This is a genomic window from Rhizobium changzhiense (genome assembly GCF_013087625.1).
In the GTDB taxonomy this organism is placed as follows: domain Bacteria; phylum Pseudomonadota; class Alphaproteobacteria; order Rhizobiales; family Rhizobiaceae; genus Rhizobium; species Rhizobium sophorae.
In genome coordinates this window covers 608775-622597 of record NZ_JABFCQ010000003.1, presented here as the reverse complement: position 1 = coordinate 622597, position 13823 = coordinate 608775, and the positions used below count along the sequence as shown (strand labels likewise).

The 13823-nt window shown below is 60.4% G+C and carries 13 protein-coding genes and 2 pseudogenes; 3 read left to right on the top strand and 12 right to left on the bottom strand.

What is annotated here, in order from left to right:
* Window positions 1-103: 103 nt before the first annotated feature.
* Both G9X68_RS32335 and G9X68_RS31955 read right to left on the bottom strand, forming a co-directional pair.
* Window positions 104-1246 carry a prolyl oligopeptidase family serine peptidase gene (locus tag G9X68_RS32335; RefSeq protein ID WP_342355348.1) on the bottom strand — a complete coding sequence of 381 codons (1143 nt, stop codon included), beginning with the start codon at window positions 1244-1246 and terminating at the stop codon, window positions 104-106.
* Window positions 1128-2240 (bottom strand): prolyl oligopeptidase family protein, encoded by a 1113-nt coding sequence (locus G9X68_RS31955; RefSeq protein ID WP_280526510.1) that lies wholly within the window; start codon window positions 2238-2240, stop codon window positions 1128-1130. Before G9X68_RS31955 ends, G9X68_RS32335 begins: the two co-directional genes overlap by 119 nt.
* On the opposite strand from G9X68_RS31955, the gene G9X68_RS18000 reads away from it, so the two are divergent.
* Window positions 2240-2707, top strand: coding sequence for a hypothetical protein (locus tag G9X68_RS18000; RefSeq protein WP_171603540.1), 468 nt, complete (start codon window positions 2240-2242; stop codon window positions 2705-2707). The two genes, G9X68_RS31955 and G9X68_RS18000, sit on opposite strands and share 1 nt — an antisense overlap.
* Window positions 2708-3032: 325 nt before the next feature.
* On the opposite strand, the gene G9X68_RS17995 is transcribed toward G9X68_RS18000, so the two are convergent.
* The 7 genes and pseudogenes from G9X68_RS17995 to G9X68_RS17965 form a co-directional block, all read right to left on the bottom strand.
* A complete protein-coding gene (locus G9X68_RS17995) occupies window positions 3033-4352 on the bottom strand; it encodes a sensor histidine kinase (protein WP_171603539.1) in 1320 nt (439 codons plus the stop codon).
* The gene (locus G9X68_RS17990; protein ID WP_171603538.1) at window positions 4349-5023 is read right to left on the bottom strand and encodes a response regulator; all 675 of its coding nucleotides are present in this window, start codon (window positions 5021-5023) and stop codon (window positions 4349-4351) included. The genes G9X68_RS17995 and G9X68_RS17990 overlap by 4 nt, the downstream gene beginning before the upstream one ends.
* Before the next feature lie 211 nt (window positions 5024-5234).
* Window positions 5235-5735, bottom strand: coding sequence for an EamA family transporter (locus G9X68_RS17985; protein WP_425328648.1), 501 nt, complete (start codon window positions 5733-5735; stop codon window positions 5235-5237).
* A 51-nt stretch (window positions 5736-5786) separates the two neighbouring features.
* Window positions 5787-6711, bottom strand: a pseudogene (locus G9X68_RS17980) (dihydroxy-acid dehydratase domain-containing protein); the annotation flags it as partial.
* Between the two features lie 50 nt (window positions 6712-6761).
* On the bottom strand, window positions 6762-8261 hold the full coding sequence (locus G9X68_RS17975) for a tripartite tricarboxylate transporter permease (protein WP_171603536.1): 1500 nt from the start codon (window positions 8259-8261) through the stop codon (window positions 6762-6764).
* 36 nt (window positions 8262-8297) lie between these two features.
* On the bottom strand, window positions 8298-8774 hold the full coding sequence (locus G9X68_RS17970; protein WP_171603535.1) for a tripartite tricarboxylate transporter TctB family protein: 477 nt from the start codon (window positions 8772-8774) through the stop codon (window positions 8298-8300).
* A gap of 61 nt (window positions 8775-8835) precedes the next feature.
* On the bottom strand, window positions 8836-9816 hold the full coding sequence (locus tag G9X68_RS17965; RefSeq protein WP_171603534.1) for a Bug family tripartite tricarboxylate transporter substrate binding protein: 981 nt from the start codon (window positions 9814-9816) through the stop codon (window positions 8836-8838).
* A 238-nt stretch (window positions 9817-10054) separates the two neighbouring features.
* On the opposite strand from G9X68_RS17965, the gene G9X68_RS17960 reads away from it, so the two are divergent.
* A complete protein-coding gene (locus tag G9X68_RS17960; protein WP_171603533.1) occupies window positions 10055-11077 on the top strand; it encodes a LacI family DNA-binding transcriptional regulator in 1023 nt (340 codons plus the stop codon).
* A 10-nt stretch (window positions 11078-11087) separates the two neighbouring features.
* Here the strand turns inward: G9X68_RS17960 and G9X68_RS17955 are convergent.
* Window positions 11088-11372: pseudogene (locus G9X68_RS17955) on the bottom strand (enolase C-terminal domain-like protein); the annotation flags it as partial.
* A gap of 233 nt (window positions 11373-11605) precedes the next feature.
* Here G9X68_RS17955 and G9X68_RS17950 point away from each other — a divergent pair.
* Complete coding sequence (locus G9X68_RS17950) at window positions 11606-12709, top strand: TauD/TfdA family dioxygenase (RefSeq protein WP_171603532.1); 1104 nt, start codon at window positions 11606-11608, stop codon at window positions 12707-12709.
* Between the two features lie 285 nt (window positions 12710-12994).
* Here G9X68_RS17950 and G9X68_RS17945 read toward each other — a convergent pair whose 3' ends face one another.
* Window positions 12995-13492 carry a GNAT family N-acetyltransferase gene (locus tag G9X68_RS17945; RefSeq protein ID WP_171603531.1) on the bottom strand — a complete coding sequence of 166 codons (498 nt, stop codon included), beginning with the start codon at window positions 13490-13492 and terminating at the stop codon, window positions 12995-12997.
* The gene (locus tag G9X68_RS17940) at window positions 13489-13785 is read right to left on the bottom strand and encodes a type II toxin-antitoxin system TacA family antitoxin (protein ID WP_171603530.1); all 297 of its coding nucleotides are present in this window, start codon (window positions 13783-13785) and stop codon (window positions 13489-13491) included. The genes G9X68_RS17945 and G9X68_RS17940 overlap by 4 nt, the downstream gene beginning before the upstream one ends.
* Between the last annotated feature and the right edge of the window lie 38 nt (window positions 13786-13823).

Below are 13823 nucleotides of genomic sequence, written 5' to 3'. Positions count from 1 at the left end.
AGCGCGAGACCGAGAAGAATACCAACGGTATCGCATGGGATGCTTGAGCTGAATGCGCTGCCTCAGGCCACCAATTTGCGGCCACTCGGCTGCTGTTTTAGATCTACCCTCCTACTTCGAGACCTGTCCAACGGGCGGCGAAAGCCAACATGTCGGCCGACTCCTCGATCACCTTGGTGGTCGGCTTGCCCGAGCCGTGGCCTGCCCGGGCATCGACCCGCAGCAGCCGTGGACGCGGTCCGAGATCAGCAGCCTGGAGGGCGGCCAGGTATTTAAAGCTATGTGCCGGCACAACACGGTTATCCGCTTCGCCCGTCGTGACAAGGATCGCCGGATAGGGCTTGCCCGGCTTGACGTTGTGATAGGGCGAATAAGACAGCAGATTGCTGAAATCCTCCTCCCGCACGGGATTGCCATATTCCCCGAGCCACAAGGCGCCGCCGGTGAACTTGTCGAAGCGCAGCATATCCATGACGCCGACGTTCGGCAGGGCCGCGGCAAACAGGTCTGGACGCTGGTTCACGACCGCGCCAACCATGAGACCGCCTGCGGAGTCCCCGTAAATTGCAACGGCGTCTGGCGGCGCTATTTTGCTTACACGCAGATATTCCGCCGCGGCAATCATATCGTCGAAGCTGTTCTGCTTCTTCAGGCCGCGGCCCGCCTCATGCCACGCAGCGCCATATTCCCCGCCGCCGCGCGTGTTGACGATAGCGACAGCGCCGCCCTGCAATATCCACGGAGTCAACATTGCGGAATAACTCGGCGGCATGCTGCCGCCGAACGCCCCATAGCCGGTAACAAGGGTCGGGATCGGGCCGAGGGTGCCTTTCCGGCGCGCGATAAACATTGGGACGCGCGTACCATCCTTCGAACGGAAGAAGCGCTGTTCGACGGCAATCGATGACAGGTCGGCGCTGATCTCAGGCTCTATCCAAACACTCTGTTGTCCGGTTTCGACATCATAGCGATAGACCGTTTGCGGTTGGCTAAAGCTTGCATAGATGAAGAATGCTTCGCGATTTCCCGGTTCGCCGAAGACAGCGTGAACGCTGCCGATGCCAGGCAGATCCACAATACCGTCGGGGCTACCGTCAAGCCGGTAGCGGCGCATTTCAAACTTCGCGTCAACGAAATAGCTGGCGAGGATCCGATCGCCGGCGATGTATGCACCAGTCAGATGGGAGTTCTGCTCTGGCACAAGATCGATGAACTCGGAGTTCGGTGCGGCGAGATCCACGCTCACGATCTTCGATCGTACCGATGGCAGACCAGCGATCCGCCACATTCTGAACCAAAACGCGAGGGACTTGGTCAGGCCGCTCCAGATCGACAACCAAAACGTCGGCATGCACCAGGTCGTCACTCGAATAGATGATCGCGTAACGGCCGTCGGCGGTGAGGCCGGCGGAATTGAGTCGCCGAGGCCTTGACGGCGTCGCAAAGAACAACGTGTCGTCCGTTTGTGGCGTACCGATCCGATGGAAATAGACGGCGTGATTGACAAGGCCTGCGGCGTCAGCGACGCCGGGCTTTGGTTCCGGATATCGGGAGTAGTAGAAACCCGATCCGTCATTCGCCCATGCGATCTGCGTGATGCGTGCCCACTGCACGACGTCGCTTGTCTCCTTGCCGGCTGCCACATCGAGGACGCGGATAGTGCGCCAGTCGCTGCCGCCGTCTTGCACGGCATAGGCCACATACGTTCCATCTCGTGATGCCCTCCATTCCTGAAAGGCGACGGTTCCGTCCTTCGACCATGTTGCGGGGTCGATCAGAACGCGGTCCCGCCCGGCGGCCTCACGAATGACCAGCACGGGCTGGTTCTGCCCTCCGACTTTCCGCGTGAAGAAATAGCGGTCCCCGCTCCTCTGCAGAATGCCAATGCGCTCGTAGTCGAAGGTCGCGATGAGCGATCGGCGGAAGACATCCCGGCCAGGAAGGCTGGAAAGATATTCTGTCGTGAAGCGCCGCTGCACGTCGATCCATGAAGCGACTTCCGCGTCAGTGCGGGGATCCCCTTCGAGCCATCGATAAGGATCGGGGACGGACACGCCGAAATACTTTTCGACGACCGTATCGCGCCTTGTCTCCGGATAAACGATTGGCTTGGTAGCAGGATTTGGCGAAGATACCTTCCCCGCATTCCCATCCGCGAAGCCGGTTCTATGCGAGCCCGCCCATACGGCGAACGCGCAGATGGTCTTGGCAAACCGCCGTCTGGAGATCAACGGCACCATTGTGGCCGCTCCCCGCGTTCGCGCGCACGCTCCGCTTCCCGGTTGCAGCGCATCCTGCGGACCGTCTCCACATTATCACGCGCGGCTTCAGCGTTGTTGCGCTGCTGCTCGGAAGCGTTGAGCAACGCGTCGTCACGGCGGCGCTGCTGGTCAATCATGCATCTGGTGTATTCCCTGCCATGAGCGGCTCCAAAGCTTTGGCAGGTTCTGCTGTCTTCCCGGTGCGCTTCGCGACCCCAATCGATTGCCGACGCGCTGCCGGCAATGCCAGTGCTCAAAAACGCGGCAAGCGCTATCAGAGCAGTTCGACTACGTCTGGTAGGATTTTGGCTTATCATGTCCATGGTCTCCTCTCGGCGCCATCATCGGCGACGCGACCAGAAAAGCAGGGCAAGATTGCGAGAACATGGGATCGAATAGAAAACCGTCGCTGCAAACAAAATTCGACACGGACGATCGAGCGTTGATCAGGAGGGTGGTCGAACAAGCGATGCAACGTGACCCCGGGCTCGCTCGGCAAAATCTTCCTCTCGCTCCGACTGGGGAGCTAGGTTTGCAATGTAAGTTTCCGCGGAAGTGATGCGGCCGCGTAACTCTGGATCTGCACCGCTCGCGTGTTCGACAAGTGCCCGGATAACTGTGTTCAGCGCGAGTTTGTAAGCGCCGGTATCCATTTCAAAGATGTCTGCCTTCTGGCCCATACCAGTCCCTCCCAGGTGAATAGCTCGTCCCGACTGTTGCGATGCCGAAGCCACTCAACGTTGCGGGACCTCGGGCTCGTGCGCACAGCCGCTAACGTGAACCGAACTCGGCGCGCACGATTGTGCCGCCTTCGGGTGCGCTTAATATCGAAACTCGGCCGTCATGCCGCTCAATGATCTGTTGCACCAGGTTGAGGCCAAGGCCGCTGCCCGTTGAACGTGGCCGCAGGCGATGGAAGGGCTCGAAGACGCGTTCACGCTCCTCAAGCGGTATGCCCGGACCATCGTCCTCTACCTCGAAGCCTGAACCTGTCACCCGCAGAATGACATGGCGCCCGCCATGCTCGATCGCATTTTGGACGAGATTTGTCATGACCCGTTCGATCGCACCCGCATCACCGCGAAGCGATGACACGCCTTCGATCTGCACCTCTATCGTTCGCGCTGACGCGATCAATAGGGGTGCCAGATCCGCCGCAACGCGACGGGCCAGAGCTCCAAGTTCGATGTTTTCGTCAACCCGTTCAGCATCCAACCGCTGGATATCGAGCATCTGCTCGGCGAGGTTGCTCAGGCGTGCCACGTCGGCACTCAACTTTCGCGTGGCAGGCTCCACCGCTGTGTCGATCTTCAGGCGCAGGATGGCGATGGGAGTGCGCAGTTCGTGCGCAGCAGAGGCGATGAAGCGACGCTGCTGTTCATAGCCCTCGTCAAGCCGGCGAAGGGCGTCGTTCACGGCTCGCACCAGTGGCGCGATCTCACGCGGTACATGCTCCTCACTCAGCCGTCGCCCACGCCGGTTCGCGTCGATCTGTTCGGCTTCCTTGGCGATCCTGGATACGCCGGCGAGCGCTTGCCGGACGATCCACGGCGTCACCAACAGGGAGATCAGCGCCAGTGCAAGAAAGATCGGGATGACGATAAAGTTGGACGCAAGAAGAACGACGAGATTGACACCTGTAAGCTTGCCATGTCCGAGGATCGTCAGCGTCCCAGCCGGAGCAATCTCGCGCCGGATGACGGCCGACAGCCGGTAAGGTGGCGACCGATCGCGCAGATGGGCGTAGGACAGATCACCCAGGCGTCCGAGAAGCGACGCATATTGTGAGGGAATTTCACCTGAAGTGACATTTTGACCGGAATCGTCCTCGGCGACAAACCAGATATCGGGAGATGTCTCGCGAAGCTTGGCAAGTTCCGGCGTCTCGCGAATCGAGAGAGCGCCATTGCGATCGCGAACGATCGCGCGCGCAATCACCGGCGTGATTGCCTCGTCGGTGTAGAGCCCGCCGCTGTCCATACGAAGCGCCAGAGCCATGAAGAATGTGCATGCGATGAGCAATGTTACGAGCTGGAAGATCAGCGGCTTGACGATCAGCGGGCGCTTCAGCGACGGCGGACCTCGCTTCATGACAGATCTTTCAACAGGTAGCCGACGCCCTTGATCGCGTGGATTTCGACCTGCGCATTCGCTTCAGCGAGCTTGCGGCGAAGACGTGAGATATGGGAGTCCAGCGTATTTGACTGCACCTCATCGTCGAAACCGAAAACCGCTTGCTCGAGAGACTCTCTCAGAACCGTCCTGCCGCGACGTTTCACGAGAACTGCTAGAACCCGCAGTTCCCTGCGAGTGAGGTCGAGCCTCACACTCTCAACGCTCGCCTCGTCATTCGTCAAGTCGAACACAAGCCCGCCGACGTGGATTTCCTCGCTTCCCAACTCGGCGGGGCGCCGCCGCACCGCTCGTATCCGGGCAAACATCTCGTCTATATCGAACGGCTTGATGAGATAGTCGTCGGCGCCTTGGTCGAGACCGGAAATTCGGTCAATCAGTTGGCCGCGTGCGCTCAAAACGATGATTGGAAGACCCGGGTGTGTTCCGCGCAATATCGGTACGAGCGACAGCCCGTCCCCATCCGGCAGCGTACGATCGAGCAGCACGAGATCATAAGACCCCGACATAGCTGCTTCCCGCGCCATCGAAACGCAGTCCGCCTGGTCGACAACAAAGCGTTCCCGCTCAAGCGCTACTCGCAGCGTATTAGTGAATTCTGCCTCATCCTCAACAATCAATACTCTCACGACGACACTCCGGATGTATATGTCTGTGCTGCAGGTACCCGATGCTATTGCTGTCCACTATCGACGGTTCTCAAAGACCTACGCCATGATACATGCTTCACATTGCAGCTACCTTGCGTGGCGCTTCTCGCGAGGTACCTGGGGACGAAGTGTCCGTCGCGCTAGGGGAAGCGCAAGAGGAAACTACGACGGGGAACTCGTTGAGCAGGTGTTAGTTCTCCTGCGGCCGGCGCTCTTGCCGAGTAGATGAACCTCGGACCATGAGCGCTACACCTGACAGCGCAACCCCAGCCGCAAACAGCTTCGGTAACGTCATGGGTTCTCCCAATATGGCGGCTGAAAACAGAAGCGCCACCACCGGGGAGGCATAGTTGAAGGTGTTGGCGATTATTGGAGACACGTCGGCGTTCACGGCCAGGAACACACCATAACCGACAAGCGTGCTGGCGATAACGAGAAAGACGAGAGCCCACCAGGCTGTAGTAGGCAGGTGCGTCAGGTCGGTTTGGCCGGCGATGCCGCTTACCACCGTTACCAGTGAGAGGACCGCAGCCGCAGCGACCAGTTGCGTCGTCAACGCTACGACCGGGTCAGCCGGCAGGCGCAATCGCCGTGCCCACAACGACCCGCCCGCCCAGCACGCCGATGCAGCGAGCGTCAGTACCGCACCGAGTAGAGAAAACCCACCGCTGTGCGAGGTGAACAAGGTCATGAGCGCGAGGCCCGCGAAGCCGAGTGCGATCCCACAGACTTGCCGTGAACCAAGCGGCTGGCGCATCGCAATCCGTGCGAATAGAGCAAGGAAGATGGGCGCTGCCGATCCGAACACCGACGCCACGCCGGCCGGCAACAGGTGAGTTCCGACGATGGCAACCGACTGGCTGCCCACCAGCATCGTTACACCGAGCCCCGCCGTGATTACCTTGTCCGGCGTCAGGTCTTACCAAACCATCTCGACGATGCGCCGGCCGCAGCTTGCGGACATGCGCTGGTGGTTCGCGTCCGCTGCCGGGATGGAGGAGGCGTTTGGAAGCGTCAGGCCCATGGCCTCGGCGATCGCCGTCATAGTCGAGGCCGTGCCCATCGTCATGCAATGGCCGTAGCTTCGGGCGATGCCGCCTTCGATCCCCTGCCATTCCTCCTTGGACAAGGTTCCGGCCCGCCTCTCATCCCAATACTTGAAGCCGTCGGTTCCCGAACCCAGTGCCTTGCCGGCATAGTTGCCGCGCAGCATGGGGCCGGCGGGAAGGTAGATGAAGGGAAGGCCCATGGAGACTGCGCCCATCACCAGTCCCGGCGTGGTCTTGTCGCACCCGCCCATCAGGACGGCGCCGTCGACGGGATGCGAACGCAGCAGCTCCTCGGTCTCCATGGCCAGCATGTTGCGGTAGAGCATTGTGGTCGGCTTGACGAAATTTTTCCGACAGCGAGAGCGCCGGCAGCTCCATGGGGAAGCCGCCCGATTGCAGCACGCCGCGCTTGACCCACTCCACCCGCTCGCGAAAATGCATGTGACACGGTTGGGCATCCGACCACGTGTTGAGGATCGCGATGATGGGCCTCCCCTCCCAGTCTTCCGGCGCATATCCCATCTGCATGGTGCGCGAGCGGTGGCCGAAGGAGCGCTGGTCGTCCGGCACCATCCATCGCGCCGAGCGCAGGTCTTCATATGTCTTTCTGTCTGCCATTCCGAACTCCCGTGCCGACCGGCACCCGTGCATTGGACGTTGACCGTCCGTTATTCCGTAAATGCCTCTTCGCGCTTGCGGCTGATGCCCGGCGCCAGCACGAGCGCTAGGACGACGACGGCGAAAACGAGGAGCGAGAGGCTGAGTGGGCTACGCAGGAAGATGGTCGGGTCGCCCTGGCTGATTAGCATGGCACGCCGCAGGTTCTCCTCCAGCATCGGGCCAAGAATAAAACCAAGCAGCAAGGGCGCTGCCTCGAAGCGCAGCTTGCTCAGCGCGAAGCCGACGACGCTGAAGCCCGCCATCACGAAAACGTCGAAGACGCTGTTGTTGATGCTATAGGCGCCGATGCAGCAGAAGCCGATAATGGCCGGGAACAGCAGGTGGTAAGGCACCGTCAGCATCCGCACCCAAAGACCGATGAGCGGCAGGTTGAGAACGACCAGCATCAGGTTGCCCGACCACATCGAAACGATCATGCCCCAGAAGAGGGCCGGCTCTTCCGAAATGACGTTCGGGCCGGGCGTGATACCCTGCATGATCATTGCCCCCACCATCAGGGCCATCACTGGGTTGCCGGGAATGCCGAGCGTCAGCATGGGGATGAACGAGGTTTGCGCACCGGCATTGTTGGCCGACTCGGGCGCCGCCACGCCTTCGATCGCACCCTTGCCGAACTCTGCCCGGTTCGGGGACAGGCGCTTCTCCATCGCGTAGGATGCAAAGGACGCGAGCATGGCGCCGCCCCCGGGAAGGACGCCGAGAAACGAGCCGAGCGCCGTGCCGCGCAGGACGGGACCGACAATGCGCCTGCCTTCATCCCTCGTCAGCATCAACCCGGTCACGCGCTTGACGCCGACCGACCTCTCCTGCTCATTCTCGAGATTTCGAAGGATCTCGCAGATCCCGAATATGCCCATGCTGACGGCGACGAAATTCAGGCCGTCATAGAGTTCGGGAACGTCGAAGACATAGCGCGGCGTGCCGCTCTCAACGTCGGTTCCCACCGTGCCGAGCATCAGTCCGAAAACGATCATCGCCATGGCTTTCGGCAACGATCCACTCGCCAGCGCCACCGATGCGACGAGCCCGAGCACCATGAGCGAAAAATACTCCGCCGGGCCGAAGTTGAGTGCGACGGCAGCCAGGGGCGGCGCCGCCATGGCCAGCAGGATCGTCGCCACCGTGCCGGCGAAGAAGGAGCCGAGCGCGGCCGTCGCGAGAGCGGCGCCGGCCCGACCGTTGCGTGCCATCTGATAACCATCGATCGCCGTGACGACCGAGGAGCTTTCACCGGGAAGGTTGATCAGGATGGCCGTCGTCGAGCCGCCGTACTGGGCGCCGTAGAAAATGCCCGCAAGCATGATGAGCGCGGATTCGGGCGGCAAGCCGAAGGTGATCGGCAGCAGCATGGCAATCGTCGCGGTCGGCCCGAGGCCCGGCAGCACGCCGATGGCCGTGCCCAGAAGACACCCAATGAAACCGTAGAGCAGGTTCATCGGAAGAAAGGCGGTCGATGCACCGAGCATGAGGTTCGAGAAAAGGTCCATAGAAAATCCAATCCGGTTGTCGGCTGCCCGGCAACGTCAAACGCTGCCGAAGAAGGGAACCCACGGCCCGAAGGCGCTGACAGGTAGTGCCAGCAGCCGCGTGAACAGCAGAACGGAACAGACCGATAGGAACAGGCCGAGCAGGATCGAATGCCGCCAGTTCGCATAGCGGCTGGCAGCCGCTACCCCGACGATGAGAAGGAACATGGTGGGCGCCAATCCGAGACCGGATAGTGCGAGGCCGAAACCGACAGGCCCGAGGATGACCAGTGCGAAAGCCATCCAGTTCCACGTTTCCGGTTCGCTTTCCTCCGCATGAACGACGATCGATCCCACAACAATCAGTGCTCCGATTGCGATCAGAAGCAGGCTCAGCATGACCGGGAAATAGCCGGGCCCCATCTGGAAGGAATTGCCGACGTTCAGTTCCCGGCCGAACCAGATGAACAGGAGGGCAACGCAGATCATCGTCAAGCCGCCGATGAAGTCACGGCCGTTTCTTATCTTCAGCATAGGAAAGGTCTCGCATATGAAGGGTGTTGCCGGCCCGGCAAGCGCCGGCCGGCAAGACAGGTCATTGCAGGGGGACGTTCGCGGCCTTGATGACGTCGGCCCACTTCGCCGTTTCCTTGGCGATGAAGTCCTTGAACTCGGCCGACGTGCTGCCGATAGGCTTGACTCCCATCCCCTCGAGCTTCGCCGTCATGGCCGGATCGGCGATGATGGTCTGCACTTCCTTGCTGAGCTTTTCGACGATCTCGGGCGGCGTGCCGGGAGGGGCAAAGAGGCCGTGCCAGGACGTCGCTTCGAAGCCGGGGATTACGCTTGCCATTGTCGGCACATTGGGAAGAAGGTCGGCCCTCTCCAGGCTCGTCACGGCGAGCGCCTTGACCTTGCCGGCCTTGACCTGCTGCGCTGCCGTCGGAATGTTGTCGAACATCATGTCTACGTGACCCGCTACGACATCGAGAATGGCCTGGCTGCTGCCCTTGTAGGGAACGTGGGTCATCTTGATGCCGGTCTTGGTGGCCAACAATTCGCCCGCAAGGTGGATGGAGGTGCCGACACCCGAAGAAGCATATGTGTGCTTGCCTGGCTCCGATTTCAGGAACGCGACCAGCTCCTCGACGGAATTTGCCTTGATCTTGTCGGGATTGACCACCAGCACGTTCGGTAGGCTCGCAATCAGCGAGATCGGCTCGAAGCCCTTTTCCTTGTCATAGGGCAAGGTCTTGTAAAGCGTCTGGTTGATCGCGTTCGAGCTCACCGTACCCATGCCGATCGTGTAACCATCGGGTTTCGACCGTGCCAGATCGCCAAGGCCGATATTGCCGCCGGCTCCGGGCTTGTTTTCTACAATGAACCGTTGCCCCAGGCGCTTGTCCAGTTCTTCGGCTACGAGACGGCCGAACGTGTCGGTGTTGCCGCCCGCTGCGAACGGAACGACGACGGTGACGGTCTTAGACGGATACTCGTCGGCAGCTCGCCCAGGCTGTGCGCCGGCCAATCCTAACGTCGCCGCAATTGTGAATGTCACGAACTTCTTCAGGTGCATGGTCTCTCCTCCCTTGCCTGGCCCTCGCCAGTTTTGAATTGTCACCTCTTCCAGGCCCTCTCCCAGATGAAATGAAAGCGCTTCCATTTTATCGTCGCGCTCGCTTGCCGCAAGCCGTTGAAGAAAATTTTTAGCGTATCATAATCAAGAACTTAGTATTATTGAGTAGCGATTTTGCCTCAAGCCTCTTGATCGATCATGAAATGAAAGCGTAGATCATTTTACAGGGGGGGGAACCATGGCGGATCAAATCAAAAACAGGCAGACAACATCGTCGGGCCCAGTCACACTGGCCGATATCGCAAGAATGGCGGACGTATCCCCCGTCACCGTGTCGCGGGCGATCAATACGCCGAGCCTCGTCAAGCCCAAGACCCTGGAAGCGATCGAACGCGTCATAGCCCGGACCGGCTACGTTCCCAATCTGCTCGCCGGCGGCCTGGCATCCCGCAGGACCAAGCTGATCGCCGCGATCGTTCCCGCGGTGTCCAGCACGATCTTTGCCGAAACGATCGAGGGCCTGAACGCGGAACTCGTCGCGGCGGGGTATCAGCTGCTGCTCGGCCTCAGCGGCTACGATCCCCAGCGCGAGCTGGAGCTGACGCGCGCCATTCTGGCCCGCCGCCCTGACGGCATCATCCTGACCGGTATCACGCATCTCAAGGAGACGCGCGCCATGCTGACGGGCGCCCGCCTGCCGATCGTCGAGATTTGGGATACGACACCGTCGCCGCTCGACACGGCGGTGGGCTTTTCCCACGCGGCCGTGGGCGCGCTGGTCGCGGACCATCTGCTTCGCAAAGGCTACGACCGTTACGCCCAGATTGGGGCGAACGATCCGCGCGCGGTCCAGCGCCGGGATGGTTTCGTCCATCGTCTTGCGGGCATTGCCGAGGTCGAGCTGCCGGATCTCGAGATGAACTCGCCTTCGACGTTTCGGGATGGGCGCCAGGCGATGGCGCAGCTTCTCGACCGCGGCCATGGCACGCTCGGCGTGATCTGCTCGTCGGATGTCGTCGCCCATGGCGCGCTGGCCGAAGCCTATGCGCGGGGATGCACGATGCCGGACGATCTCGCCATCGTCGGGTTCGGAGACTTCGACTTCGCCCCGCACACCCATCCTCCGCTGACCACCGTGCGCATCGACCGCCGCGATATCGGCACCAAGGCTGCGCAATCGATTCTCAGAAAGCTCGCGGGTGAGTCCGTGGAGACGATGATCAATGTCGATTTTCACATCGTCGTGCGTGGGACGGCCTGAAGCACCAGACCTACGGCCGCTTGCCGAACTCGGTCTCCGCCCTCGTCCAATGCCGCGCCCGTTCAGACAGCGTGATGCCGAGCCCAATGCGGGTCGGCACGATCATCCGGCCGTTTTCTATCTCCAGATGCTCATTGAACAGCGGGTCGAGCCAGTCGAAATGTTCCACCCAGGGCTCGAGCTCGTAGGCTGCTGCAAGGTGAAGGTGGATCTCCATGGCGAAATGCGGGACCAACTGCAGCTTCTTGGCTTCTGCAAGGGCGCAGATCTTCAGGAACTGGGTTATGCCGGGAATCCCAAGACGTTAAATCGTCACTACGGCCTAGCGCTGAAAATCGAACATCTTGTCCTCGACCGAGTCAGGGGACGATCGCGCGATATCTATTGTCCTCGCGCGCATGGAGGATTAACAATCGTTCCATGAAGCTGCTTGTGTCCACATACGGATATGTCAAGCGTGGGGGCTGGTGGCCGCCGCCGTCGGAATCTCGGGTTCATACGCGATCCTGAAACCGACGGAGAAATTTCATGAATATCGAACGTGTAGAAGCGCGAGAACGCGTTATCGCCGTGCATTGGATTGACGGCACCACGTCATTCTATCCAAACCTCTTTCTGCGCGACAACGACCAAAAGGGGTTCCACCCACAGACCGGTGAGCGGCAGTTCGATCTGCTGTCCGTGCCGCTCGACCTGGCAGCCGAAGCGGTCACGCTCGATGGCGACGCCGTTCACATCGATTGGCGAGGAGATCACGACAGAACGACACTGGCCGCTGATTGGCTTTACAGCCATCGCCCCGGTGTACGCGCGGCCGACCCCGCCGATATAGCCGCCGAGATCTGGGAAGCGGACTTACGCATTCCCAAAGTGTCTGTCGGCGATCTCTCGGACGACCACGTCTTCTTCGAATGGCTTTGCAACACGAAAAGGCACGGTCTTTCGGTGGTCACCGGACTTGAAGATAACGAGGAAGCAGGCGTGGCGCTCGGGGAACGCATCGGGTTTCTGAGGCGCACGAATTTCGGCCTGACTTTCCGTGTCGAGACCATTCCCGATCCCAACAATCTTGCTTACACTTCGCACGCCCTGCCCCTTCATACCGACCTTCCGAACCAGGAGATGCCGCCGGGGTACCAGTTCCTTCACTGTGTGCGGAACGGCGCAGAAGGCGGAGAATCCGTGTTCGCGGACGCCTACATGATTGCCGAGAAGGTCCGCCGCAAGGACGCCGAGGCGTTCCGGCTGCTGACGTCGATACCAATTCCGTACCGGTTCCACGATCGCCAATATGATATTCGCGTGCATAGACCGATGGTCAGCGTCGATGAGCGGAACCGCGTTTTCGATGTCCGCTACAGCGCCCATCTCATGGACAGCTTCGATATACCCGACACCGTGATGGCCGACTACTATGCCGCCTACAGACGCTTCATGGCCGAGACGCGTGACCCGACCAATATCATCACCTTCAAAATGAAACCTGGAGAGATGGTCGTCTTCGACAACAGGCGGATCCTGCATGGCCGAACCGCTTTCGATCCGATGACAGGTCACCGGCTGCTCAAGGGCTTTTATGTCGATCGTGGCGAGTTCGACAGCCGGATCAGGATGCTGGCAGGACGAACATGAACGGTTGCGCCGACCCATTCTCATAATGACCGACAAACGCGAACAGCCAGGCGGCCCACTGCGGGCTCGACGAAGTCATGACCCTCCCGCGCTAACTCAATGCGCGAATTGGCACCGGCCCCGGGGTGCATAGCACTTGGCATGCTTACAGCTACTCTTAATGGCAATGGACCGCGGGCACAGCTATCCGCCAGGTGGCTCGCCTTGAACGGATCGGAACCCTCGGCACTCATTTCTTGCGCCGAAGTTCATGATTTGGTTTCAGCGATTTAGCAATCAGCTTGGTCAGGAGGTCAGCGCGTTGTTGAGGTCATGCAACCCGACCAGCAGCATCATGGGGTCGGACGGGGAAGGCAGGAAGCCAACCGCTTCGTAGAAGGCTCGTGCGTCATCCGAAATCGCATGGACCAAAACGCCGCGAATCCCAAGTATCTCGGCGGCATTGATCAAGCGCAGACATGCGTCGCGCACTAACGCCCTGCCGAAACCACGTCCCTGATAGGTTTGATCAATGGCAAGGCGTCCAAGCACTGCGACTGGTATCGGATCAGGCATGTTCCGCCGGAAACGTCCCGGCGCTTCCGGTTGCCTTACCGCGCCGGAAGCGAGGGCGTAGTAGGCGATGACGCGGTTGGCCTCACACACGACGAAGGTACGCGATGCGCCGCTCGCCTGATTGGCGCGGGCGCGGAGACGCAGCCAATGGTCAAGCTCAGGGACACCAGAATGGAATTCGGCTAGCTCGTGATGGTCACCAAGTGGCGCGGGTACGCTTAAAGTCACACCTCATCCCACGGCGCTTTGGTCGACATGGTTCGTTTAAGACGCTCATTGGACTGTGTTGGCGCGTCGAGCCGGACCAGATACTCTGCGTAGACTTCTGCGCTGACAGTGAAGATCGTCCGGTCAAGTAGTACTTCCTCGGCACGGCGCTCGGAAGCCTCCAGCATGAAATCTGTACGTGTCTTGCCTAGCATCTCAGCGGCGCGGTCAATCAAGTTGCGCGTCGCAGGCTTGATGCGCATATTCAGGGCCACGCTTGCGTCCGGGCTTTTGCTTGTGTGCGAGGTCGGCATGGGAAGGCTCCTGTCTAGAAGGACCATATAGCGTAACG

Excerpts from the sequence above, each read along its gene's own strand:
- G9X68_RS17965 (WP_171603534.1), bottom strand. The coding sequence starts at position 9,816 with ATGCACCTGAAGAAGTTCGTGACATTCACAATTGCGGCGACGTTAGGA.
- G9X68_RS17995 (WP_171603539.1), bottom strand. The coding sequence starts at position 4,352 with ATGAAGCGAGGTCCGCCGTCGCTGAAGCGCCCGCTGATCGTCAAGCCG.
- G9X68_RS17985 (WP_425328648.1), bottom strand. The coding sequence starts at position 5,735 with ATGACCTTGTTCACCTCGCACAGCGGTGGGTTTTCTCTACTCGGTGCG.
- G9X68_RS17975 (WP_171603536.1), bottom strand. The coding sequence starts at position 8,261 with ATGGACCTTTTCTCGAACCTCATGCTCGGTGCATCGACCGCCTTTCTT.
- G9X68_RS17970 (WP_171603535.1), bottom strand. The coding sequence starts at position 8,774 with ATGCTGAAGATAAGAAACGGCCGTGACTTCATCGGCGGCTTGACGATG.
- G9X68_RS17960 (WP_171603533.1), top strand. The coding sequence starts at position 10,055 with ATGGCGGATCAAATCAAAAACAGGCAGACAACATCGTCGGGCCCAGTC.
- G9X68_RS31955 (WP_280526510.1), bottom strand. The coding sequence starts at position 2,240 with ATGGTGCCGTTGATCTCCAGACGGCGGTTTGCCAAGACCATCTGCGCG.
- G9X68_RS17950 (WP_171603532.1), top strand. The coding sequence starts at position 11,606 with ATGAATATCGAACGTGTAGAAGCGCGAGAACGCGTTATCGCCGTGCAT.
- G9X68_RS17940 (WP_171603530.1), bottom strand. The coding sequence starts at position 13,785 with ATGCCGACCTCGCACACAAGCAAAAGCCCGGACGCAAGCGTGGCCCTG.